Below are 22,553 nucleotides of genomic sequence, written 5' to 3'. Positions count from 1 at the left end.
CCCGGACGAGGTCACTCGCGAGTTTGAAGAGCTGGAGACCATCCCGGCACTGATTGACAAGGTCGTCGCTAAGGGCGATGAGTTCATCGACACGGCCAAGGAAATCGGTGCTATTCCGACGATGCTCTTCCTCGGCCGTCACGTTGGTTTCCCAGTCGCACTTGAGGGTGCGCTGAAGCTCAAGGAGCTTGCCTACATTCACGCAGAGGGGTTCCCGGCAGGCGAGCTCAAGCATGGCCCAATTGCACTCATCGAGGATGATCTTCCGGTCGTCGTCGTAGTGCCATCGCCGAAGGGGCGCGCCGTGCTGCACTCCAAGATTGTCTCCAACATCCAGGAGATTCGTGCCCGTGGTGCCAAGACCATCGTGATTGCCGAAGAAGGGGATCAGTCGGTGGTTCCTTTTGCGAACTACCTGATTGAAATCCCGGAGACGTCCACGCTGCTCCAGCCGCTGTTGTCTACGATTCCGATGCAGTTCCTGGCAGCTGAGATCGCTCGCCAGTGCGGTAACGAGGACATCGATAAGCCGCGCAACCTGGCTAAGTCAGTCACCGTCGAGTAGTTCGTCCTGCTTTCGTCGGTACTGCTCAATCTCCGCATCGAGTTCTTCATCCGTGAGGGACTCGATGCGTTTTGCTTCTTCCTCGGATAGGTCCTAGACCTCATCGGATACATGGCAAAATGACAACATCCAATCGAGGTTGCGTTTCTGAATCGTCTTCATCTTCCGTGTCACACGCTGATGAAAAGTTTGCTTGCCGACGTTCTTTAGCGGCCCAACCGGAACGCTAGTCGCGGTGTCCCCATTACGGGAAGTCCACACTTCTGTTCCGTCGGGGTATCTGTCGATATCCCAGCCCTCGTGCGTTTTTAGATTGTGGTGTCGGCGGCAGAGACAGTGCAGATTCTCAGTGTCAGTCGGCCCGCCCTGCTTGGGATTGTCGTGGTTGTACGGCTGAATATGGTCCAGGTCGCACTTGGCTGCCGGGACGTCGCAGCCGGGGAAGCGGCAGGTACCGTCACGCCCACGGACGCGAGCCACCTGGCTCTCAGTGGGGCGGTAACCATCCACCTTGCTGTCGGCGGAGATACGGATGTGAGTTGCGCGAGCAAGCCATTCTTCGGTGGCTACCTCGCTCAACCAGCCGACGCCATCAATCCATGCTGGCCCACCGCCGACCTCGCGGTAGACATTGATGACAATCTCGGCATTGGTCGATTTCTGTGCCAGCTGTAGTAGCGCTTCCGCCTGCGTGCACTGTTCACCACGATTGATTGCTGTGTTGCGAATCCCCTGGATCCTGGCCATGAGTTCGGTCGCGCGGTCGTTTTCAAGGATTGCTGTGACCTTTTTGTGCTTGCCATCGCCCGTGTCGGAGAGTGCGACCGCTTCGCCTTCTGGAACCCGTTGGGTGCCGTCGTTGCGGGCGCAGTCGTTGTACTCAGAAACCAAGTCGCCGATTAGACGAGACAGCGTGTAGACACCAACCATTGCTTGTCGAGGTCGCGTCGGAGTGAGCATTTCCAAAAGATGGGGCTCTACCGTGTCGAACTGATCTGGTGACAGCCCGGCAACGCCATTGGCGATGGCGCGGAGATGGGCTAACGAGAAACAGAAGGTGGATTCGATGAGAGCCCGGACTTTTGGTAGGCGTTCGAACATCAGCGCAATTTCGCACAGCGTAGAACACTTGCCGCGGCTAAGGCCGGTTCGAATGCTTATGCGGGCAAGATGGTGATTGACATCGACCTCCTCACCGGGAGCGCAGATATCGATCAGTTGAAGGTCTGCGGCGTTGATGGCACGGGCCGCGCTGCTAATGGGGTCGTCGGATTGCTGGTTGGCCCATGAGGGCTTTTGACCTGGTGCTGGAAGTTCTGTGGGCGGCGATGACATTGGTTATCCCCCTGATTACTACGTGTCCGCCGGAGAATTGAAGATTGAGTTCTGTGGTGGAGAGAAGCATGGAGAGGCTGTGTCAACCAGTCCCGCCAACCCCTGTGCACCGGACAAAGAACTTTCGCTTACAAATTTTCCCTACAACCCAAATCGTACACCTGTTTGAAAAACTGTCAATAGAATTCTGGAAATATGTTCTAAAATTCTGTGCTGAATTAGATCCGGCCCCTCCGTCCGAGCCTCCTCCGTCCGAGGCCCCTCGGCAGGGCGCCGTACAAAGGCAGGACTCGCTGTCGCGGATGATGCGGAACATCACCAGCTTCAGCGCCATCCAGTTCCTCCAAGAACTCGTGAATGCGTTCGAGCGTATTGGGGGAGTAGAGCAGTGCGAGGTGATCAGACCAGTCGCCACCGCCAGTGGCATTGTTGACGTTCGTAATGTGGTGACCCTCTTGTTCGGGCAAAAAGGCGCCGGTCCACGGGCGAACCACGGTGTCAAAAGGGGTGCCGATATTCAGGTAGTGCGGACCACGTCGGGTAATGCCACGCGCTGCGCGGTTCAGAGTCGCAATGTAGTCAGAGTCCAGCAGCTGTTGAATGCAGGCACGGCCGACAAGGCGGTCGACGAGTTTGTGCATCGGTAGGCCGCATCGCTCAAGGGCACTGAGCCTTCGGCGCATGCCCCACGCAGTAGTGCCTCGGTGGTTTCCCGCAAGAGAGATGACTGCCCGCACGGGGCTGTTGTCGGAGGCGTACTGCTCGGCTGCTTCTTCGTTGAGGCCACGGTTCAGAGCTTCGTCGTAAAGCGAATCGATGCTCGCGTTGGCGTAGCTGCGGCAGTGTAGACCGCCCTGGGAATGACCGATGAGGTCGATGCGGGGTAGGGAGAGGTGGGCACGGAAGCGGGCGAGAAGGTCGGTGACTTCAGCGAGCGCATCGCTCAAATCGGTGGTGGCTTTGACGCTACGGAGACGGCTGACCAGCGCGGCGGGGTCGGAGCCGTAATCGAGTGAGAATACGGGGCGATTCCGGGCGAGGAACGGCCCCAACATGGCGAAGGAGTTGAACGAGTTCATCCAGGTGCCGTGAACCAGGACAATTGGTGTGCGACCGTTGTATCTGTCCAGGTCAGGAGTGACTTTGCCGTCGAGGATTTCGCGAACGTCCTGCACGCCGTGGGGGATCCATTCGGGATGACGCAACGAGCGCAGGTATGCCTGCGGAAAGGCGCGCAGTAGAGGGCCGAAAACTCGCGTGCTCGGGGAGTAGTCATCCATAGGGGCTAATCGTAGGCTGGGGTTATGACATACTGCTACACAGCTGCCGAAATTCGCGCCGCGGAACAGCCCTATCTGGACGCACAAACGCGTGACGACGAACTCATGCGCCACGCAGCCGCCGCTGTGTCGGAGGTGGCGGAGCGGATGCTCTCAGAGGCATCTCCGGAGCCTGGTCGCGGTCGCGTGCTGCTGTTGGTCGGATCGGGAGGCAATGGTGGCGATGCACTCTATGCTGGCCGAAACTTGTCCTCGGATGGGCATGGCGTGGATGCGGTTTTGCTGGGCTCGAAGCCGCATGAACGGGCGCTGAAAGCTTTTGAACTCGCAGGTGGGCGGGTGCTGCCGTTGGGGTGTGACCGGGAGACGGATTTATCGAAGATTCTGTGGTCGATTAGTGAAGACTACGCATTGATCATCGACGGCATCGTGGGGCTCGGAGGTCACGGCGCGCTGCGTGAAGAGGCCGCGTGGTTGGTGCGCGAAGCGCGGTTGGGCAAAGTTCCCATTCTCGCGGTTGATGTGCCGAGCGGCGTAGAAGCCGATACTGGGCGTACTTTTGACCCGCCTGCCCAGACCATCAATCCAGACCCTGATTTGGAGGAGGGACAGAACCCGTACTTGCCATCTCACGTCGAGGCCACGACAACGGTGACTTTCGGCGGTCTGCGCTACGCGCACTCGCTGTCCGAATCCTGTGGCACCGTCGAATTACACGAAATTGCGCTCGATGCCTTCTCCCTCGAACTTCCAGGACTGGGGCAGACGCTCTATGAAAACGGTACCTACAATGCCGTCCACCACCAGACTCCGACCGTGGAGTTCTACGAAGCCCTAGGCGGGAGCTTTCCGGCACCACTTGGCGCGATGACCCCGCTCGAACCCGGTGCTGCAGACCACAAGTACTCCACTGGAGTTACAGGAATCGCCGCCGGTAGCGAGGCGTATCCCGGCGCAGGTCAGCTGTGCGTCACCGCTGCCGTGCATGCGACCAGTCCCGCGGTCATCTATGTCGGCGACGCGGCCGCACGTAACCGCATCACCGCAGCCTTGCCGACGGTCATTACGCAGCAGGACTCGGTGGATCGCAAAGAGGTACGCGTCGATGCCTGGGTCGTCGGTCCCGGTCGGGGCACTGATGAGAAAGCCGCCGAGGAACTGCGAGACATTCTGGCCACTGACAAACCAGTGGTCATCGACGCTGACGCACTGACACTGCTGTCGAAGCATGAGGACATCCGACAGCTCGTTCGTGAGCGCGGCCAGGAGCGCAACCTGCGCACTGTTCTCACGCCGCACGCCGGTGAATTCGAGCGCCTGACCGGGCACGAGGTCACTAACCCCATCGCAGATGCGCGTGAACTTGCCGAGCAGTTCTCCTCCGAAGTGTTGCTCAAGGGACGCCGCACTGTGATGGTCAATCCGACAACGCAGCGCACAGTCGTGATTGACGCGGGTAGCTCCTGGGCAGCCACGCCGGGCTCTGGCGATGTACTGTCCGGGCTCCTCGGCGCCTGGGTAGCGCGTGGCGAAGCCCTCTATCTACCAGCAATTATTCATGCGCGCGCCGCATTTTTGGCCGCGCAGACAGAGTTCGGACCAGCACCCTGCAGCGCCCAGGACATCGCCGAATCCATCCGAGATGCCACCGCATGGTTCACCAACGAAGGCAGCAGTGGCAAAATACGGCTATGACTTCCTCGGCACCAGCCATCCTGACCCATACCGTTAATCTCGACGCGATCACCCACAATGTGAAGACCGTCAAGGCCATCGCAGGGGTGTCGGAATTCATGGCCGTCGTCAAGGCGGACGGCTACTCGCAGGGTGCGCTGCAGACCGCGCGTGCCGCGCTGGCCGGCGGGGCAACGCAGCTCGGTGTCGCAACAATCGACGAGGCGCTCTCCCTCCGCGAGGAACTCCGCGCCACGCTTGACGACGGCCACGCCATCCCCATCCTTGCCTGGATCTGGGACGCAGCGGCCACCTCGTTGGTGCAGCGAGCTGTGGCTGCAGATATTGACCTCGGTCTGCCGTCGATGGTTCATGCGCTGGCCGTGGCCAATGCCGGGCGGGCGCTGTCGGTGACACCACGTGTGACGGTGATGGTCGATACGGGCTTGGGGCGCTCGGGATTCTCTATGGCCAATGGGGACTTTGAGCATGCGGTCGCTCAGCTGGTTGAGCTGCACAAGACCGGTGCTCTGAACGTCACCGGTGCTTTCACGCACTTTGCGTGCGCGGATGAGCCGGGCCACGAGAGCGTCGATAAGCAGGCACAGAATTTCTGTGCTGCGATTGCGGCACTGCGTGAGGCGGGGCTGGACGAGCTGATTAACCATGCGGCGAATTCGCCGGCATCGTTGTCACGTCCTGACCTGGCCTTCGATATGGTGCGTCCAGGGCTGGCGATTTATGGTGGCGAGCCAATTGTGGGGATCACCCATGGATTGCGTCCGGCGATGAGGTGGGAAGCGTCGGTCATATTGGTCAAGAAGCTGCCGGCGGGGCAGTCGGTGTCCTACGGACAGACGTGGACAGCTGACCGCGATACCACCATCGGCATCGTGCCCTGTGGCTACGCCGACGGTATGATGCGCTCGGCCTCCGGGCATTTCGAGGTCAGCATCAATGGCACGCGCTATCCGCAGGTAGGGCGCGTGTGTATGGATCAATTCGTCGTCGACCTGGGGCCCGACACCGAAGTCGAGGCCGGCGACACTGCGGTTATCGTCGGTGATCCCACACTGGGGGAGCCCGGTCTCGATGACCTCGCGGAGGCATCCGGCACCATTAACTACGAAATCCTCACCGCACCGAAGGGGCGTAGCGAGCGAAAGTGGGTGCGCAGCCGGCTCGCGCCAACCGCAGAGGACATGCGTGACCTCGGCGAGGAGATTGGCCGGGAGTTGGCAGCTGGGGATCTGGTGATTCTCGATGGCCCACTCGGCGCGGGCAAAACGACCCTCACGCAGGGCATCGCCCGTGGCATGAACGTGCGCGGTCGCGTGACGTCGCCGACGTTCACAATCGCCCGCGAGCACCGTCCGCTTGCAACCGACGGCGTCACCCTCATCCACGTCGACGCCTATCGACTCTTTGGCGAAGAGGGCCCCGGCTCCGATGGCGAGGCCTTCGATGCGCTGGACTCGCTCGATTTGGATACCGACCTCGAGGACAGCGTCGTGGTCGCCGAGTGGGGAATGGGGCTCGCCGAGGTGCTCTCCGAGCGCTATCTACAGGTGAGTATCGATCGTTCGCGTGACGACGATGCCCGCGTCGTCACCTGGAAGTGGAGCAAGTAGCTCCAAGTCGGTTCAAGTAGGTTACTGAGTATGAACATTTTGGCCGTTGACACATCGACTCCACAGGTCACCGCGGGAATTGTCCGCGATGGTGAAACCGTGGCCGAAAAGCTGCACCTGGATGCCCGTGCGCACAACGAGGTGCTGGTGCCGCTGATTCAGCAGTGCCTCACTGACAGTGGGGTGGCGGCAACCGAGCTAGATGCCGTGGTTGTCGGCTGTGGGCCGGGGCCGTTTACGGGCTTGCGCGTTGGTATGGCCACCGCAGCCTCCTTCGCCGACGCTCTGGGAATTCCCTGCTACGGCATCTGCAGCCTGGATGCGCTCGCGGGTGGCGTTGGCGATGAACTGGTCGTCACCGATGCCCGCCGCCGCGAGGTGTACTTCGCCGCCTACCGCGATGGCCAGCGGGTTTTCGGTCCGGCAGTGGCCAAGCCAGCCGACGTCATGGAGCTGCTCAAGGAAGAACTTGCAGCAGAAGCCGCCGACTTCGCGCCGAGCCAGGCCCGCGGCAGTCTCAGCCACATCGAGCAAATTGCCGGGCTTGAGGTTGCTGCCGAACAAGTCTTTCCCACTCCGACAGCCATGGTTGAAGCGGTCGACTTTGACTCCGCGCCGGGCCCACTGGTGCCGCTGTACTTGCGCCGTCCGGATGCCGTTGTCCCGAAGGCTATGAGATGAGCGTCGTCAAGCTAGTGCGTCTCGGACCTCCTGCGGCCAAGGCGTGTGCGGCGATTGAGGCGGAGCTGTTTGCCGGCGACGATCCCTGGCCGGAATCGGCCTTTATGGCAGAGCTGGCCGCGCCGAACAATTTCTACGTCGGGCTGATTGCAGATGTAGACGAGGACGAAGAACTGTGCGGCTATGCGGGGATTACCAAGCTGGGGCCTGCGGGGGCCGCCGAATACGAGATTCACACCATCGGGGTGGGGAAGAAGTGGCAGCGCCGGGGCTTTGGGACGCAGCTGATGGACGCGCTGATGGCAGCTGTGGCGGAGGATCCGGGCCCGGTGTTTTTGGAAGTTCGCACAGATAACGAACCCGCAATCGCTATGTATCGGCGCTATGGCTTCGAAAATATGGGGCTGCGAAAGAACTATTATCCGGGCTCTGGGGCGGATGCGTACACGATGTGTCGGCCTGAGTTGGCCAGCTAGATGTTGACGTATTGACTAATCTGCGTTAAACCAGGCACATGGCTAAAACCTTTGCAAAACAGCTCGTAGAAACCCTAGAGAAGCAGGGGGTCAAGCGAATCTTCGGACTCGTTGGAGATAGTTTGAACCCCATTGTCGACGCTGTGCGCGAGTCCTCCATTGAGTGGGTGCACGTTCGCAACGAAGAGGCTGCCGCCTTCGCCGCCGGCGCGGAGTCCCTGGTCACCGGCGAATTAGCAGTGTGTGCGGCCTCCTGCGGCCCGGGTAATACCCACCTCATTCAGGGCCTGTATGACTCCCACCGCAACGGCGCAAAGGTGCTGGCGCTGGCATCGCACATTCCTTCCCGCCAGATTGGCTCGAACTTCTTCCAGGAGACCCATCCGGAGTTCATCTTCAACGAGTGCTCCGGTTACTGCGAGATGGTCAACTCCGCTGAGCAGGGTGGCGTTGTTTTGCATCACGCTATCCAGTCGACCATGACTGGCCACGGTGTTTCCGTGCTGGTTCTGCCGGGCGACATTACAACGCATGAAGTGGAAAATGATGAGTTCGTCACCTCCACAATCAGCAGCGGTCGCCCAGTCGTATTCCCTGACGCCGGTCAGGCCGCCGCGCTTGCCGACGCAATCAACGAGGCTAAAACGGTCACGCTTTTCTGTGGCGCAGGCGTGAAGGACGCCCGCGAACAGGTGCTCAAGCTTGCGGAGAAAATTAAGTCGCCGGTGGGACATGCGCTGGGTGGCAAGATGTACATCCAGTACGACAATCCCTATGACGTCGGCATGTCCGGCCTGCTGGGCTACGGCGCCTGCCACGATGCCTCCAACGATGCTGATCTGTTGATTCTGCTCGGTACTGACTTCCCGTACAACGACTTCCTGCCGACTAAGAACGTCGCACAGGTCGATATCGATGGTCGTGCCATCGGTCGTCGTACCACGGTGAAGTACCCAGTCGTCGGCGATGTGGCTGCCACAATCGAAACCATCCTGCCGCACCTGGATGAAAAGACCGACCGCTCCTTCCTGGACAAGCAGCTGCGGAACCACGAGCGCCTGCTCAGCCACGTCATCGAGGCATACACCCACGACGTTGAGAACATGCGACCGATTCACCCGGAGTATGTGGCCGACCTGATTGATAAGTACGCCGATGACGATGCCGTCTTCACCGTGGATACCGGCATGGGCAATGTCTGGGCTGCACGCTACGTCACGCCGAATGGCAAGCGAGAGCAGATTGGTTCTTTCCGTCACGGCACTATGGCCAATGCACTTTCGCAGGCCATTGGTGTGCAGGCTGCTGACCGGGACCGTCAGGTCATTACCTTCAACGGTGACGGTGGCCTGTCAATGCTGCTCGGTGAGCTCATCACCGTGAAGCAGGAGCAGCTGCCCATCAAGATGTTTGTGTTCAACAACTCCTCGCTCGGCATGGTCAAGCTGGAAATGCTGGTTCAGGGGCTGCCGGAGCACGAGACCGACCACGACGCAGTGGACTACGCCGGAGTCGCAGAGTCGTTGGGTATCAAGGCCATCCGAATTGAAGATCCGGCCGATGCGCCTCGCCTGATTCAAGAGGCGCTGGCATACGACGGTCCGGTGCTGGTGGATATGATCACCGACCCGAATGCCCTGTCCATCCCGGCAAACATCACCTGGGACATGCTGATGGGATTCTCCAAGGCCGCTACTCGCACCGTCTTCGGCGGCGGCGTTGGTCAGATGATCAACATGGCACGGTCGAACCTCCGCAACATCCCGCGGCCATAGTGGGGGTAGCGCTCTCGAGATGCGGGAGCGGGTGCGGTGCGGTACCTCTGTTTCCATGATTAAAGGTTTTCTGGTGAACCCTGACCTGACGCATCGCATCGTCGAATTTGAGTTGGAGGCCGCTGCTACATTCCTCGGCGGAGTTTCCTCCGACCGTGTTTCGGTGGCGTTTCAGGAAGACGGCGCCGATTACGCCGCTCTCTACAACCCGACGGCCAAGGCTGAGGGCGCTGAACCGAATCCGGTCGCGTCCCTCGGCCGCAATGAGGCTGCTACGGGCAACTCGGCTTTCTTTACCGACCCCACCACCGCAATTTGCGGAACGGTCGTATTTGTCGACGCCGAGGGCAAGGATATCGGCGACGAGGAAATCGAGCGTATTAAGCACGGTATGCGCGCCGTGCGTCACTACCGCGATGACTACCCAGAGGAATACGCTCTCTGGCGTGCCGCTGTGCGGAACCTCGGTCGCCTCGAAATTTAAACTCGGTCGCTGGTAAGTGACCCGGTGGTGCGCTAGTACCATGACTGCTATGACCGAGTTGACCCTGCTGGCAATCGAGAGTTCCTGCGATGAGACTGGCGCTGCAGTGATGCGTGTGCGCTACGACGACACCGACACCAGCGCCCCCGCCATTCCCGAGGTGGAAGTGCTTGCCGACGTCGTCGCATCCTCCATGGAACAGCACGCCCGCTTCGGTGGTGTGGTCCCGGAGATTGCTTCCCGCGCTCATTTGGAAGCCCTGCAGCCAGTAGTCTCCGAGGCGCGCGCGCAAGCAGCTGCCAAGCTCGGTATCGATACTTTTATCCCAGATGCCGTCGCCGCTACCGTGGGACCCGGTCTCGCCGGTGCGCTGCTGGTCGGTTCGGCAGGCGCGAAGGCTTATGCCGCCGCCTGGGGTGTGCCTTTCTACGGCATTAATCACCTTGGTGGCCACGTTGCTGTCGGAGCTCTCGACGGCGCGGATCTATCCAACGCAGTGGCGCTCTTGGTTTCCGGCGGGCACACGCAGCTGCTGCGCGTGCAGGGGGTTGGTCGTCCGATGGAGGAGCTCGGATCGACGCTTGACGACGCAGCCGGAGAGGCATACGACAAGGTTTCGAGGTTGCTTGGGTTGGGTTACCCGGGCGGCCCGATTATCGATAAGTTGGCTAAGCAGGGAAATCGCAAGGCCATCGCGTTTCCTCGCGCCATGATGCGCCAGCAGGATGCGCGCCATGACTTCTCCTTCTCCGGCTTGAAAACCGCCGTGGCCCGCTATGTCGAAGCGGCAGAGAAGGAAGGTCGTGAATACTCCGTAGAGGACGTCTGTGCTTCCTTCCAGGAGGCGGTCTGCGATGTATTGACCAAGAAGGCCGTTCGCGCAGCTCAGGATGTGGGGGCCACTACGCTGCTGCTCGGTGGTGGTGTGGCTGCGAACTCGAGGTTGCGTGAACTCGCAGCGGCGCGAGCTACCTCGGCAGGAATTACGCTGCACGTGCCACCGATTAAGCTGTGCACCGACAACGGTGTCATGATTGGCGCAGCTGCCGCCTACCTCATTGCCGCGGGGGTCAAGCCCTCTGGCTACGCCTGCCCGACCGACCCCTCCATGCCTGTGGAAGATCCTGTAATGCAATAAGCAGTGATTGCCCCTCGGATCCATGTTAAATTTCGTTAACTGACTTTGACTTGTTTCTCTGCCATGGATCGCAGGACAATTACAGGAAAGCGCTTGCCCAAAAATGAGTAAAGACTACAGCGAGTGGGAACTTCAGCCATCCGATAATTCGCATAATCAGACTGAGCTGTTTGCGCCGCAGGGTGAACTGCAAACAACGCAAGCACCGCAAGTTGAACATCAGCGCGGTCGTGCTCGGGGAGTGCTATGGGCAGTCATCGCGCTGCTGCTTGTGGTGATTGTCGCTGTAGCGGCGGTGCTTTACCTAGTTGTGAGTGGTCGAGGTGAGCAATGGTTTGGTGCAGGTGCCAAGGATGAAGTAACGCCGAAGCTCACTGTTACTGCGACTGCGACGGAGACCGTGAAGGTGAAGTCGCCGGAGAAAGCCAAGAAGGAAACTACGAGTACGGCTACGCCCGATTATCCGATTAGTGGGGATTGCGAGGCATCGGCGTTCCCGACTACGGAGGAAAACTTTACGATTGTCGCCTGTGACGGATGGTGGGCGCTGGGTGGGCGCGCAAACAGTGGTGGACTGGCGGTCTACCAATGGGACGAAGGTGCCTGGCAAAGGAGGGAGCCAGACAGTCGTTACACAACCGGTTCTGGTGGCCCGTGCTTTAGCGATGAGTACATCAAGGAACACGGAATGACGGTTACTGTGTTCGGTCGTATGGCGTGTAACCCCGACAAGCTGACCAATTAGCATTAGCGCTCACTATTGTTGAGTGTTAGCACTTGCAGGGGTAGAGTGCTAACGAAGGTTGTTTGACACACAGTTGTTCACCCGCGACGACGGCTGTGCACGGCAGACCAACCGGCACAAGAACATCACATCACCGCATGTATGGAGGAATTCATCGTGGCGAACGTCAACATCAAGCCGCTGGAGGACCGCGTCCTCGTCCAGATCAACGAAGCAGAGACCACCACGGCTTCTGGCCTGGTTATCCCGGACTCCGCTAAGGAGAAGCCGCAGGAAGCTACCGTTATCGCAGTTGGTCCGGGTCGTTGGGCCGATGACGATGACCGCATTCCTATGGACGTCAAGGAGGGTGACATCGTCATCTTCTCCAAGTACGGCGGCACTGAGCTGAAGTACCAGGGCGAAGAGTACCTGCTGCTGTCGCAGCGCGACATCCTGGCTGTTATCGAGAACTAAAGGGAGGACGTACCCACACATGGCGAAGCTTATTGCTTTTAACGAAGAGGCTCGCGAAGGCCTCAAGCGCGGTGTGGACACGCTTGCCGACGCAGTCAAGGTCACGCTTGGCCCGAAGGGTCGCAACGTTGTCCTGGACAAGGCCTTCGGCGGTCCGCTGGTCACCAATGATGGTGTGACCATCGCCCGCGACATCGACGTTGAGGATCCGTTTGAGAACCTCGGCGCGCAGTTGGTTAAGTCCGTTGCGGTCAAGACCAATGACGTTGCCGGTGACGGTACTACTACCGCAACGCTGCTGGCACAGGCGCTGGTCCACGAGGGTCTGCGCAACGTTGCAGCCGGCGCAAACCCGATTTCGCTGAACCGTGGTATTCACGCTGCATCCGACAAGGCGGTTGAGCTGCTGAAGCAGCGCGCCACCTCGGTCAGCAGCTCTGCTGCCATCGCACAGGTGGCAACCGTTTCCTCGCGCGACACTGAAATTGGTGACCTGGTTGCAGGTGCCATGGACAAGGTTGGCAAGGACGGCGTCGTCTCTGTGGAGGAGTCGCAGTCGATTGCCACCGAGCTGTCCGTGACCGAGGGCGTGTCTTTCAACAAGGGCTTCCTCTCGCCGTACTTCATTACCGACGTCGAGGCTCAGCAGGCAATTCTTGACGGTGCACAGGTGCTGCTGGTCCGTGAGAAGATTTCCTCCCTGCCGGAGTTCCTGCCGATTCTGGAGAAGATTGCCGAGTCCGGCAAGCCGACTCTGATTATGGCTGAGGATATCGAGGGCGAGGCGCTGTCCGCACTGGTCATCAACGCTATGCGCAAGACCTTGAAGGTTGCCGCAGTGAAGGCACCGTACTTCGGTGACCGTCGTAAGGCGTTCATGGATGATCTGGCAGTTGTCACCGGTGCAACCGTCGTTACGGCTGACACTGGCATGCAGCTGAAGGACGTAGGACTTGAGGTGCTGGGTAACGCACGCCGTATCACCATTACCAAGGACGAGACCGTTCTGGTTGACGGTGCCGGCACCGCTGAGGCTGTGGAAGAGCGTCGTAACCAGATCCGTGCCGAGATTGAGCGCACTGACTCTGACTGGGATCGCGAGAAGCTGGAAGAGCGTCTGGCGAAGCTCTCTGGCGGCGTGGCTGTCATTAAGGTCGGCGCTGCTACCGAGACCGAGGTCAACGAGCGCAAGCTGCGTGTCGAGGATGCCATTAACGCTGCTCGTGCGGCAGCTCAGGAAGGCGTCATCGCCGGCGGCGGTTCCGTACTGGTGCAGATCTCCCGTGAACTCGAGGCATTCGCTGACGAGTTCGAGGGCGACGAGGCAGTCGGTGTCCGTGCAGTTGCCAAGGCTCTGACCCGTCCGGCTTTCTGGATTGCTGAGAATGCTGGTAAGGACGGTGCTGTCGTTGTCTACCACATTGGTGAGCTGGAGAACGGCAACGGCTACAACGCTGCTACTGACACTTACGAGAACCTGATTGAGTCCGGCGTCATCGACCCGGTCAAGGTCACTCACTCCGCAGTCGTCAACGCAACCTCCGTGGCGCGTATGCTGCTGACCACCGAGGCTTCCGTTGTGGATAAGCCGGAGGAAGAGCCGCAGCACGATCACGCTCACTAATTGTCAGTGAGCTAGTGCCCGGGCCTTTGGCACGTAAAATGCTCCCCACCTTTCAATCTGAGGGTGGGGAGCATTTTGGTTTTTATGTGAACCGGCTGGAGTCCGAGAGAGGGGAGGGACTACATGGCAGTAACTAGAACGCGTTCAAGTTCGCGTTCACGTGCGGCCGGCTTAGCTCGAAGGATTTCATTTCGTTCAGATTCGCTGAGACCGCCCCAGACACCGTATGGCTCACCAACCTTGAGTGCGTGACTACGGCACTGCATAAGAACAGGGCAAGAACGGCAGATAGCCTTCGCACGGGCTTCACGCAGGCTGCGTGCGCGTCCGCGCTCGCCTTCCGGGTGGAAGAAGGTCGCGGAGTCCTGCCCGCGGCAAGAGCCGTGCAGCTGCCAATCCCACAAATCCGCATTGGGCCCGGGCAAGTGGTCGATGTACGTCATCGGAATTGATGTCTCCTTCATTGAGCTTTCTTGAAGCAGTGAGCTCAAGTGTGGAGGCCAACAATGAACGGTTGGTAAACCTAAGGAGGCCAGCCGGGATACTACGCAAACAATTCCGTCAAACTCTTACCAAATTTTTAGAAACGGCCAGGTCGTCGAGAACGCAAACCGTCGACAAAGCCTGCGCAGTAGTCCCATGGGGCGTAACGGGAGGGGTCTGGATCGAATTGTGGCTCGTGAACCGGGGATGCCTGGCCAGACAGGAGCATCAGGTAGTGGTTTTCCAAAACCTCCCAGTTATAAAAGTGCTCGTCACCGCAGTCCTCACACAACATGCAGACGCCCAGTAATCCCTCTGGGCTCAAAGCGGTGCGGAATAGGCGAACTGCGGCCAGATCTTCAAGAACCTCTCGACGTTCCTGGTCTGTCAGTGGAGCAAACGGCTCATCCGGCTCGAGAAAGCTTGCCGGGTCATTGGGATCTCCTTCGAACGGATCCCGCGGCATGGATGAGAAAAAGTTGTGGTTCACAACCACTACCGTAACAGCTCTGTACGGCAATCCTGTCGATTGGCGATGCACTTAGTTGGGGTTTAGTTCACCTTGGAATAACCCTCAGCTAGCTTTCGGCTAACCCTTGTCGGGCACCTGTCGCTCCGCCTAATTGTCGCGTTTCATCACTGAAGGACTACCCTGTATATAACGTTTGGCAACCACGAAGCGATAGCGCCCCTGGCCGGATGTCGGCAAGGGTGGAGCAGGAGGAGTCCATGACCAACCCCACGGGAATTAGCCTCGGCGGAGACAATCCCAACAAGATTCCACTAGTCGGCCTTACATTCGATGACGTCCTGCTGCTGCCGGATGCTTCGGACGTTATCCCCTCCGGCGTTGATACTTCGACGCAGCTCACTCGTGAGCTGCGTCTGAACATTCCGGTTGTGTCCGCTGCTATGGACACCGTCACCGAGGCCCGCATGGCTGTTGCCATGGCCCGCCAGGGCGGTATGGGTATCCTGCACCGCAACCTGTCTATCGAGGAGCAGGCTCAGCAGGTCGAGATTGTGAAGCGCTCTGAGGCTGGCATGGTGTCCGACCCGGTGACCTGTTCCCCGGATGACACCATCGCCGAAGTAGATGCCAAGTGCGCTCGTTACCGCATCTCGGGCCTGCCGGTCGTCGACAAGGACGGCAAGCTGGTCGGTATCTGCACCAACCGCGACATGCGTTTTGAGGCAGACCTGAACCGCAAGGTTTCCGAAATCATGACCCCGATGCCGCTGGTCGTGGCTGAGCAGGGTGTGTCTGGCGATGCGGCGCTGAACCTGCTGCGCGCTCACAAGGTGGAGAAGCTGCCGATCGTCGATGGCGAAGGCCGCCTGACTGGTCTGATTACCGTCAAGGACTTCGTCAAGAAGGATCAGTACCCGAATGCTTCCAAGGATGGTTCCGGCCGTCTGCTGGTCGGTGCTGGCATCGGTACCGGCGAGGACTCCTGGAAGCGCGCGCACGCATTGGCTGACGCAGGCGTAGACGTGCTCGTTGTTGATACCGCTCACGCCCACAACTCAGGTGTACTTGAGATGGTCTCCCGCGTTAAGAAGGAATTCGGCGAGAACATCCAGATTATCGGCGGCAACCTGGCTACCCGTGGCGCTGCACAGGCCATGATTGACGCGGGTGCAGATGCCATCAAGGTCGGTATCGGCCCAGGCTCGATTTGCACCACTCGCGTTGTCGCAGGTGTGGGCGCCCCGCAGATCACCGCCATCATGGAAGCCTCTGTCGCAGCTAAGAAGGCTGGCGTTCCGATTATCGCCGATGGCGGTATGCAGTTCTCCGGCGACATCGCCAAGGCTCTGGCAGCCGGTGCATCCTCCGTCATGCTCGGTTCGATGCTGGCCGGTACCGCTGAGGCTCCGGGTGAGGTCACCTTCGTCAACGGCAAGCAGTACAAGATGTACCGTGGCATGGGCTCGCTGGGTGCTATGCAGGGCCGCGGCCTGACCGGTGAGAAGCGCTCCTACTCCAAGGACCGCTACTTCCAGGCTGATGTCAAGAGCGAAGAGAAGCTGGTTCCGGAAGGCATTGAGGGTCGTGTTCCGTTCCGCGGCAGTATCGACTCCATCGTTCACCAGCTGGTCGGTGGTCTGCGTGCAGCTATGGGCTACACCGGTTCCGCTACCGTCGAGCAGCTGCACGACGCACAGTTCGTCCAGATCACCGCTGCAGGCCTGCGCGAGTCGCACCCGCACGATATCCAGATGACTGTCGAAGCGCCGAACTACTACCAGCGCTAAACTGGCTTAGTCGAGTTAAATTCCACGGAAAGGGCATGTGAGGAAAGCTCATGCGCGACATCGTTGAAATCGGTATTGGCCGCGAGGCACGCCGGACCTACGAGTTGGACGATATTGCACTCGTTCCCACTCGGCGTACCCGGTCGTCCAAGGACGTCGATACCTCCTGGCGAATTGACGCCTACGATTTCGAACTCCCGATGATGATGCATCCGACAGATGCCATCGCCAGCCCGGAATCCGTCGCTGAGTTTGCTCGCCTGGGCGGTTTGGCGGTTCTGAACGCCGAGGGTATCTGGGCCCGTCACGCCGATGCGCAGGACAAGATCGCCGAGCTGGTGGAGTTGGCAAAGAATGCCGCCACCAAGCGTGAATCCGAGGCAGTGAACCGCAAGCTGCAGGAACTGCACTCTGCTCCAATTGATACTGACCTGTTGGTTGAGCGCATCAAGGAGATTCGCGCAACCGGCGCGATTACTGCAGTTCGTGTCTCCCCGCAGCATGCCCGTGAGCTGGCTCCGCTGGCTATCAAGGCCGGCATCGACTTGTTGGTTATCCAGGGCACGCTGATTTCCGCAGAGCATGTCACGGCTCAGGGTGAACCGTTAAACCTCAAGGACTTCATCGGCAGCCTGGACGTTCCAGTTATCGCCGGTGGCGTTGTCGACTACCAGACTGCGCTGCATCTGATGCGTTCAGGTGCCGCTGGTGTGATTGTCGGTACGGGCTTTACGACGTCCCCGGATGCGCTCGGTATCGATGTGCCAATGGCTACCGCTATTGCGGATGCTGCAGCTGCTCGTAAGGACTACCTCGATGAGACCGAGGGGCGCTACGTCCACATCATTGCCGATGGCGGCATTGATACCGTCGGTGACATTGCCAAGGCAATCGCCTGCGGTGCGGATGCTGTGGCACTGTCCAGTGTGCTGGCAACCGTCCACGAAGCTCCGGGGCAGGGCTACGCCTGGCCGTCTGTTGCGGCACACCCGAAGTACCCGCGCGGTGCGGTGTGGCCGGTCGTCGACGATGAGAAGGAATTGGTCAGCCTGGAAGAGGCTCTGTTTGGCCCTTCCGCTTCGCCGTTCGGTGACCGCAATCTCGCCGGTGGCCTGCGTCGCGCAATGGCAAAGTGCGGCTTTACCAACTTGAAGTCCTTCCACCGCGTTGAGCTGTCGGTACGTCCGAAGGGTTTTTAATTAAAGTAATCGGATAGTTTTTTCGCAAAACTACCTTACTGAAAAGCCACCTCCGCTTAGGGTTAGGAACATGAGTTCCGCGCATTAGCGTTACGCCCTTAGAGAAGGTGGCTTTTCCCATGAGTAAACAACGTGATTTCGATGTTGTAATCGTCGGTTCCGGTTTTGGTGGTTCTGTTTCTGCTTTGCGGTTGACCGAAAAGGGCTACCGAGTGGCAGTTCTCGAAGCTGGTCGACGGTTCGAAGATAAAGACTTTGCCAAGACCAGCTGGCGGCTTCACAAGTACCTGTGGGCTCCCAAGCTGGGACTCTTTGGCGTCCAGCGCGTGCACATGTTGAAAGATGTCATGATTCTCGCTGGTGCCGGCGTCGGCGGTGGTTCTCTTAACTACGCAAACACTCTGTATAAGCCGGGCACTGAATACTTCCAGCACCGTCAGTGGGGGCACATTACCGACTGGGAGTCAGAACTCACTCCGCACTATGACAATGCATCTCGCATGCTCGGGGTGGTCACCAACCCATCCGACACGCCTGCCGACGTCGTCATGCGTGAGGTAGCCGAAGATATGGGAGTGGGCCATACTTTCCGCTCGACTCCGGTGGGTGTGTTCTTCGGAGCCAAGACAGGTGGACAGGGTGCGCCAGGGCAAACAGTTTCCGATCCTTACTTCGGGGGGATTGGCCCGGACCGTACTGCTTGTACGGAATGTGGTGAGTGCATGACTGGTTGCCGTCACAATGCCAAGAACACCCTGGTTAAAAACTACCTCTACTTGGCGGAGAAGTTCGGTGCGCAGGTCTTTGACCGCACTACCGTTACTGGCCTGCATCCTCAGGCTGATGGCTCCTGGGTTATTGACACTGAGCGCACTGGCCGTTGGGTAGCTAAGGGCAAGCAGCAGTTTAGCGCTAAGCGCGTCATTCTCGCCGCCGGTGCCTGGGGCACCCAGAATTTGCTGCACCGCCAGCAGGCCGATGGGCACTTGCCGCTGCTGCCGAAGTCTTTGGGCAAGCTGACCCGCACCAACTCCGAGGCTATTTTGGGCGCGATGGGTACGAAGGTGGACCCGGAAAATGACTTCTCTAACGGTGTAGCCATCACTTCGTCATTCTTCCCAGACGAGGACACCCATATCGAGCCAGTGCGCTACGGTAAGGGCTCTAATGCCATCGCAATGCTGCAGATGATTATGACCGAAGGAGGTCGTCGGACTCCGCGATGGTTGCAGGCTGTGGGAACCGTCGTAAAGCATCCTAACTACCTGACGCAGCTCGTGAATCTGCGTAAGTGGTCGCAGCGCACCGTGATTTCTCTGGTGATGCAGAATCGCGACAACTCGATTACGACGTACCTGCAAAAGATCGGGCCGGTGCGTTTCCTGATGAGTAAGCAGGGCGAGGGGGAGCCGAATCCGACGTGGATTCCGTCGGGTAACGAAGCTACGCAACGTGCGGCGGACAAGCTCAGTGCACGTGGTCGGAATGGTCGTGTGCTGGCTGGGGGCACTATCGGTGAGTTGGCAAACATTCCTTTGACAGCTCACTTCATTGGCGGCGCAACGATTTCGGATTCACCCGAAAACGGCGTTGTTGATCCGTACTTGCGTGTGTGGGGTTACCCGACGCTCTCGATTCACGACGGTTCGGCGATGGCAGCCAACCCGGGAGTGAACCCGTCACTGTCGATTTCCGCGAATGCGGAGCGTGCAACGTCGCTGTGGCCGAATAAGGGTGAGGAAGATCAGCGTCCGGCGCAGGGTGAGTCCTACGTGCGCCTGGATCCGATTGCTCCGGTGAACCCGGCTGTGCCGGAAGATGCTCCGGCTGCACTGAACCTGGGTATGCCCGCAGTCCGTAAGTCTTGATAAGCTTTAGGGCGTGTCTGAACAGGTGACTAAGCCCGTCCTCGTCGTGGACTTCGGTGCGCAGTATGCGCAGCTCATCGCGCGACGTGTGCGCGAGGCAAAAATTTATTCCGAAGTGGTCTCGCATGATGCGACGACCGAAGAAATTAAGGCCAAGAACCCGGCCGCGCTGGTGCTGTCCGGCGGCCCGTCCAGTGCCTACGCCGAAGGTGCCCCGAAGCTCAACCCAGAGTGGCTTGAGCTGGGCATTCCGGTGTTTGGTATTTGCTACGGCTTCCAGGCGATGACTGAGGTGCTCGGCGGCACGATTGCTGCTACCGGTGACCGTGAGTACGGCCGCACGCAGCTGAACGTCGTCGATGGTGGCGGTGTCGCTCACACTGGTGTGCCGGAGACACACGAGGTGTGGATGAGCCACGGTGACGCGGTGTCTAAGGCACCGGAGGGCTTCACCGTTACGGCGTCCACCAAGGGTGCTCCGGTAGCGGCTTTCGAGTGCTTGGAAAAGCGCATGGCCGGTGTGCAGTACCACCCGGAGGTCAACCACTCGCCGTATGGTCAGCAGGTTCTGGAGAAGTTCCTGTATGAGATTGCTGGCCTGGAGCCGGACTGGACTGCCGCTAACATCGCGGAAGAGCTGATTGAGCAGGTCCGTAATCAGGTCGGTGAGACCGGTCGCGCAATTTGCGGTCTGTCTGGCGGCGTTGACTCCGCAGTTGCCGCCGCACTTGTGCAACGCGCTATTGGTGACCGTCTGACCTGTGTCTTCGTCGACCATGGGCTGCTGCGCCAGGGCGAGCGCGAGCAGGTTGAGAAGGATTTCGTTGCCGCAACTGGTGCGAAGCTGATTACCGTCGACGATTCCAGGGTCTTCCTGGATGCTCTGGCTGATATCACCGATCCGGAGACCAAACGTAAGACCATCGGCCGTGAGTTCATCCGCTCCTTCGAGCGCGCTGTCGCACAGGCGCTGGAGGGCGCTCCGGAGGGCGAGACCGTGGACTTCCTGGTCCAGGGCACCCTGTACCCGGATGTGGTTGAGTCCGGTGGCGGTTCTGGTACCGCCAACATTAAGAGCCACCACAACGTCGGCGGTCTGCCGGATGACGTTGAGTTCACCCTCGTTGAGCCGCTGCGCCTGCTGTTCAAGGACGAGGTCCGTGCGGTCGGCCGCGAACTGGGGCTGCCGGAAGAAATCGTCGCTCGCCAGCCGTTCCCGGGCCCGGGTCTTGGTATCCGCATCATCGGCGCTGTCGATGAGGAGCGTCTGGATACCCTCCGTCGCGCCGACGCCATTGCACGCGAGGAAATGACGGCCGCAGGTATGGACGAGGTTGTCTGGCAGTGCCCGGTCGTCCTGCTTGCCGACGTCCGCTCGGTTGGTGTCCAGGGTGATGGTCGTACTTATGGCCACCCAATCGTGCTGCGCCCGGTTTCCTCTGAGGATGCGATGACCGCTGACTGGACTCGTGTTCCCTACGATACGCTGGAGAAAATCTCCACCCGTATTACCAACGAGGTGCCAGAGGTCAACCGAGTGGTCCTGGATGTGACCTCCAAACCACCGGGAACCATTGAGTGGGAGTAAGCCACTAGTTGGCGAGGGCCGTGTCTGTGAGTTGTGCAAACTCGCGGGCACGGCCCTTTTCCGTCAGGGCCGAATTGTTCTTGGTGATGGTGATGCGCTTATCGGTGGTTAGGGTGTGGAGGGCTGCGCTCACGGCATCGTCGTCAAGCATGGCGAAATAGGGGAGCTGGTCGGTGAAGAAGACGTAGCCGTCGCGTAGACGCGCGATGAAGAGGACTGCGAGGATGCGGGCCTCTGGTGAGTCGGCAGGGTAGGGGCAACGCTGGGCGAAATTGTCAGGAAGGTGTGCAGCGAGGGGGAGGAATCCGAATTGCCGCGGCAGGATTGCGCAGGTAGCGGTGATGACGGCCAGAACTAGGGTCACGATGCAAGCGACCGGTGTAGAGGAGATTCGTTCGGCGACGGCGGCAATGATCCATGCTCCGGGGAAGATGAGCAGCACGCTTATACTGCTATTCCACGAGATGTCGTTTGGTGACTCACGCATTGGCTCTGCGAAGTAGGAGGGCCGAGTTTCTTTGGTGGATGTTTTTGCCTGGCGCACGAAAAGAGTGGCGCCGATGAGCACCAGTAAAAGCGCTATCATGATCCACCAGCCAATGGCGCCGATGATGTGGGCTTTAAGCAGCGCGAGCAGTGCGATCACTGCGGTGGTGGCACCAATTGCCGTCCCCAGTCGCACGGGGCTATTGATAAATTTTGTCGTGCGTTCGGCCCCGTCTTGGTAAGAGCCTGAAGAGTGTTGGTGCCGGCTGGAATCTGTCATACTTCTTAAGTTTAGTAACGGTGGAGCTATAGATTGTTGAGAGTTGTGTGGCTAGTGTTAAGGCCATGAGCATTGTAAAAATTAACGCTATTACTGTTCCTGAGGGCGCGGGAGAAGAGCTCGAACGTCGCTTTTCCGCTAACTCTTCAAAGATGACCGATGTGCCGGGTTTCATTGGTTTCCAACTGCTGCGTCCGACTGCAGGAGAGAGCCGCTACTTCGTCTTTACCGAGTGGGAGAGCGAGGAGGCCTACCAGGGGTGGCGTGAGGGCCGTGCCTTCAAGGCTTCGCATGAGGGCGAAAAGCGCAAGCCGGTGTCGTCGTCGGCTGATTTGCTCGAATTCGATGTAGTTCTGGATGTGAAGGCCTAAGTAGTACGAAATGTAGTACTCGGCTGAGGTTAGAGCGTCGCGCGGTGGTGTGCGGCGCTTTTCTTTGCACATTAATATCGAACGTACGTGCTATTTAGGGTAGTGTTTAATCCGCTTGCTGGGAAAGAATATTCGAGCAGTGTTCGTGGTGGGCA

General features: G+C 59.3%; 21 protein-coding genes. 16 read left to right on the top strand and 5 right to left on the bottom strand.

What is annotated here, in order from left to right:
* Window positions 1–565 (top strand): SIS domain-containing protein (locus HMPREF3130_RS11545; RefSeq protein WP_246815143.1); only part of this gene is annotated, 565 nt, incomplete at its 5' end.
* Between the two features lie 93 nt (window positions 566–658).
* Here the strand turns inward: HMPREF3130_RS11545 and HMPREF3130_RS09520 are convergent.
* Both HMPREF3130_RS09520 and HMPREF3130_RS09515 read right to left on the bottom strand, forming a co-directional pair.
* Window positions 659–1,900: an HNH endonuclease signature motif containing protein gene (locus HMPREF3130_RS09520; RefSeq protein ID WP_070429829.1), complete on the bottom strand. Its 1,242-nt coding sequence runs from the start codon at window positions 1,898–1,900 to the stop codon at window positions 659–661.
* A gap of 218 nt (window positions 1,901–2,118) precedes the next feature.
* The gene (locus HMPREF3130_RS09515; protein ID WP_070429828.1) at window positions 2,119–3,180 is read right to left on the bottom strand and encodes an esterase/lipase family protein; all 1,062 of its coding nucleotides are present in this window, start codon (window positions 3,178–3,180) and stop codon (window positions 2,119–2,121) included.
* A 24-nt stretch (window positions 3,181–3,204) separates the two neighbouring features.
* On the opposite strand from HMPREF3130_RS09515, the gene HMPREF3130_RS09510 reads away from it, so the two are divergent.
* From HMPREF3130_RS09510 to groL, 10 genes are all read left to right on the top strand, one after another.
* Window positions 3,205–4,875, top strand: a complete 1,671-nt coding sequence (locus tag HMPREF3130_RS09510; protein ID WP_016422108.1) for a bifunctional ADP-dependent NAD(P)H-hydrate dehydratase/NAD(P)H-hydrate epimerase — start codon at window positions 3,205–3,207, stop codon at window positions 4,873–4,875.
* A complete protein-coding gene (locus HMPREF3130_RS09505) occupies window positions 4,872–6,485 on the top strand; it encodes a bifunctional alanine racemase/tRNA (adenosine(37)-N6)-threonylcarbamoyltransferase complex ATPase subunit type 1 TsaE (RefSeq protein ID WP_016422109.1) in 1,614 nt (537 codons plus the stop codon). The genes HMPREF3130_RS09510 and HMPREF3130_RS09505 overlap by 4 nt, the downstream gene beginning before the upstream one ends.
* Before the next feature lie 30 nt (window positions 6,486–6,515).
* On the top strand, window positions 6,516–7,166 hold the full coding sequence (gene tsaB / locus HMPREF3130_RS09500; RefSeq protein WP_070429827.1) for a tRNA (adenosine(37)-N6)-threonylcarbamoyltransferase complex dimerization subunit type 1 TsaB: 651 nt from the start codon (window positions 6,516–6,518) through the stop codon (window positions 7,164–7,166).
* Window positions 7,163–7,642 carry a ribosomal protein S18-alanine N-acetyltransferase gene (rimI, locus tag HMPREF3130_RS09495; protein ID WP_049190359.1) on the top strand — a complete coding sequence of 160 codons (480 nt, stop codon included), beginning with the start codon at window positions 7,163–7,165 and terminating at the stop codon, window positions 7,640–7,642. Before tsaB ends, rimI begins: the two co-directional genes overlap by 4 nt.
* Window positions 7,643–7,680: 38 nt before the next feature.
* The gene (locus tag HMPREF3130_RS09490; protein ID WP_016422112.1) at window positions 7,681–9,417 is read left to right on the top strand and encodes a pyruvate dehydrogenase; all 1,737 of its coding nucleotides are present in this window, start codon (window positions 7,681–7,683) and stop codon (window positions 9,415–9,417) included.
* Between the two features lie 55 nt (window positions 9,418–9,472).
* Window positions 9,473–9,901, top strand: a complete 429-nt coding sequence (locus HMPREF3130_RS09485; protein ID WP_042388422.1) for a hypothetical protein — start codon at window positions 9,473–9,475, stop codon at window positions 9,899–9,901.
* 58 nt (window positions 9,902–9,959) lie between these two features.
* The gene (gene tsaD, locus HMPREF3130_RS09480) at window positions 9,960–11,039 is read left to right on the top strand and encodes a tRNA (adenosine(37)-N6)-threonylcarbamoyltransferase complex transferase subunit TsaD (protein WP_049170057.1); all 1,080 of its coding nucleotides are present in this window, start codon (window positions 9,960–9,962) and stop codon (window positions 11,037–11,039) included.
* 103 nt (window positions 11,040–11,142) lie between these two features.
* Window positions 11,143–11,784: a hypothetical protein gene (locus HMPREF3130_RS09475; RefSeq protein ID WP_049169953.1), complete on the top strand. Its 642-nt coding sequence runs from the start codon at window positions 11,143–11,145 to the stop codon at window positions 11,782–11,784.
* A gap of 156 nt (window positions 11,785–11,940) precedes the next feature.
* Window positions 11,941–12,240, top strand: a complete 300-nt coding sequence (gene groES, locus HMPREF3130_RS09470; protein WP_005510054.1) for a co-chaperone GroES — start codon at window positions 11,941–11,943, stop codon at window positions 12,238–12,240.
* Window positions 12,241–12,259: 19 nt separating this feature from the next.
* Entirely contained in the window at window positions 12,260–13,864 is a 1,605-nt protein-coding gene (groL, locus tag HMPREF3130_RS09465) for a chaperonin GroEL (RefSeq protein ID WP_016422116.1), read from the top strand.
* 119 nt (window positions 13,865–13,983) lie between these two features.
* Here groL and HMPREF3130_RS09460 read toward each other — a convergent pair whose 3' ends face one another.
* Window positions 13,984–14,307, bottom strand: a complete 324-nt coding sequence (locus HMPREF3130_RS09460; RefSeq protein WP_016422117.1) for a WhiB family transcriptional regulator — start codon at window positions 14,305–14,307, stop codon at window positions 13,984–13,986.
* 137 nt (window positions 14,308–14,444) lie between these two features.
* Window positions 14,445–14,813, bottom strand: coding sequence for a DUF5319 domain-containing protein (locus HMPREF3130_RS09455; protein ID WP_038629374.1), 369 nt, complete (start codon window positions 14,811–14,813; stop codon window positions 14,445–14,447).
* Window positions 14,814–15,076: 263 nt separating this feature from the next.
* Between HMPREF3130_RS09455 and guaB the strand changes: the two genes are divergently transcribed.
* From guaB to guaA, 4 genes are all read left to right on the top strand, one after another.
* Window positions 15,077–16,606 (top strand): IMP dehydrogenase, encoded by a 1,530-nt coding sequence (gene guaB, locus HMPREF3130_RS09450; protein ID WP_016422119.1) that lies wholly within the window; start codon window positions 15,077–15,079, stop codon window positions 16,604–16,606.
* Window positions 16,607–16,656: 50 nt separating this feature from the next.
* On the top strand, window positions 16,657–17,805 hold the full coding sequence (locus HMPREF3130_RS09445) for a GuaB3 family IMP dehydrogenase-related protein (RefSeq protein ID WP_016422120.1): 1,149 nt from the start codon (window positions 16,657–16,659) through the stop codon (window positions 17,803–17,805).
* Between the two features lie 119 nt (window positions 17,806–17,924).
* Entirely contained in the window at window positions 17,925–19,673 is a 1,749-nt protein-coding gene (locus HMPREF3130_RS09440; RefSeq protein WP_049169947.1) for an FAD-dependent oxidoreductase, read from the top strand.
* Window positions 19,674–19,686: 13 nt separating this feature from the next.
* On the top strand, window positions 19,687–21,261 hold the full coding sequence (gene guaA, locus HMPREF3130_RS09435) for a glutamine-hydrolyzing GMP synthase (RefSeq protein ID WP_070429826.1): 1,575 nt from the start codon (window positions 19,687–19,689) through the stop codon (window positions 21,259–21,261).
* A 4-nt stretch (window positions 21,262–21,265) separates the two neighbouring features.
* On the opposite strand, the gene HMPREF3130_RS09430 is transcribed toward guaA, so the two are convergent.
* Window positions 21,266–22,027 carry a hypothetical protein gene (locus HMPREF3130_RS09430; protein WP_070429825.1) on the bottom strand — a complete coding sequence of 254 codons (762 nt, stop codon included), beginning with the start codon at window positions 22,025–22,027 and terminating at the stop codon, window positions 21,266–21,268.
* A 65-nt stretch (window positions 22,028–22,092) separates the two neighbouring features.
* Here HMPREF3130_RS09430 and HMPREF3130_RS09425 point away from each other — a divergent pair, with 65 nt between their 5' ends.
* Window positions 22,093–22,398 (top strand): antibiotic biosynthesis monooxygenase family protein, encoded by a 306-nt coding sequence (locus HMPREF3130_RS09425; RefSeq protein WP_038629377.1) that lies wholly within the window; start codon window positions 22,093–22,095, stop codon window positions 22,396–22,398.
* The last annotated feature ends 155 nt before the right edge of the window (window positions 22,399–22,553 follow it).

Origin of the sequence: Corynebacterium sp. HMSC14B06, assembly GCF_001807075.1 — a bacterium.
Taxonomy (GTDB): Bacteria; Actinomycetota; Actinomycetes; order Mycobacteriales; family Mycobacteriaceae; genus Corynebacterium; species Corynebacterium jeikeium_D.
The sequence above is the reverse complement of the archived record's forward strand: the minus strand, read 5'-3'. Positions and strand labels throughout refer to the sequence as shown.

Excerpts from the sequence above, each read along its gene's own strand:
- HMPREF3130_RS09520 (WP_070429829.1), bottom strand. The coding sequence starts at position 1,900 with ATGTCATCGCCGCCCACAGAACTTCCAGCACCAGGTCAAAAGCCCTCA.
- HMPREF3130_RS09515 (WP_070429828.1), bottom strand. The coding sequence starts at position 3,180 with ATGGATGACTACTCCCCGAGCACGCGAGTTTTCGGCCCTCTACTGCGC.
- HMPREF3130_RS09510 (WP_016422108.1), top strand. The coding sequence starts at position 3,205 with ATGACATACTGCTACACAGCTGCCGAAATTCGCGCCGCGGAACAGCCC.
- HMPREF3130_RS09505 (WP_016422109.1), top strand. The coding sequence starts at position 4,872 with ATGACTTCCTCGGCACCAGCCATCCTGACCCATACCGTTAATCTCGAC.
- tsaB (WP_070429827.1), top strand. The coding sequence starts at position 6,516 with ATGAACATTTTGGCCGTTGACACATCGACTCCACAGGTCACCGCGGGA.
- rimI (WP_049190359.1), top strand. The coding sequence starts at position 7,163 with ATGAGCGTCGTCAAGCTAGTGCGTCTCGGACCTCCTGCGGCCAAGGCG.
- HMPREF3130_RS09490 (WP_016422112.1), top strand. The coding sequence starts at position 7,681 with ATGGCTAAAACCTTTGCAAAACAGCTCGTAGAAACCCTAGAGAAGCAG.
- HMPREF3130_RS09485 (WP_042388422.1), top strand. The coding sequence starts at position 9,473 with ATGATTAAAGGTTTTCTGGTGAACCCTGACCTGACGCATCGCATCGTC.
- HMPREF3130_RS09475 (WP_049169953.1), top strand. The coding sequence starts at position 11,143 with ATGAGTAAAGACTACAGCGAGTGGGAACTTCAGCCATCCGATAATTCG.
- groL (WP_016422116.1), top strand. The coding sequence starts at position 12,260 with ATGGCGAAGCTTATTGCTTTTAACGAAGAGGCTCGCGAAGGCCTCAAG.
- HMPREF3130_RS09460 (WP_016422117.1), bottom strand. The coding sequence starts at position 14,307 with ATGACGTACATCGACCACTTGCCCGGGCCCAATGCGGATTTGTGGGAT.
- HMPREF3130_RS09455 (WP_038629374.1), bottom strand. The coding sequence starts at position 14,813 with ATGCCGCGGGATCCGTTCGAAGGAGATCCCAATGACCCGGCAAGCTTT.
- guaB (WP_016422119.1), top strand. The coding sequence starts at position 15,077 with ATGACCAACCCCACGGGAATTAGCCTCGGCGGAGACAATCCCAACAAG.
- HMPREF3130_RS09445 (WP_016422120.1), top strand. The coding sequence starts at position 16,657 with ATGCGCGACATCGTTGAAATCGGTATTGGCCGCGAGGCACGCCGGACC.
- HMPREF3130_RS09440 (WP_049169947.1), top strand. The coding sequence starts at position 17,925 with ATGAGTAAACAACGTGATTTCGATGTTGTAATCGTCGGTTCCGGTTTT.
- HMPREF3130_RS09430 (WP_070429825.1), bottom strand. The coding sequence starts at position 22,027 with ATGACAGATTCCAGCCGGCACCAACACTCTTCAGGCTCTTACCAAGAC.
- HMPREF3130_RS09425 (WP_038629377.1), top strand. The coding sequence starts at position 22,093 with ATGAGCATTGTAAAAATTAACGCTATTACTGTTCCTGAGGGCGCGGGA.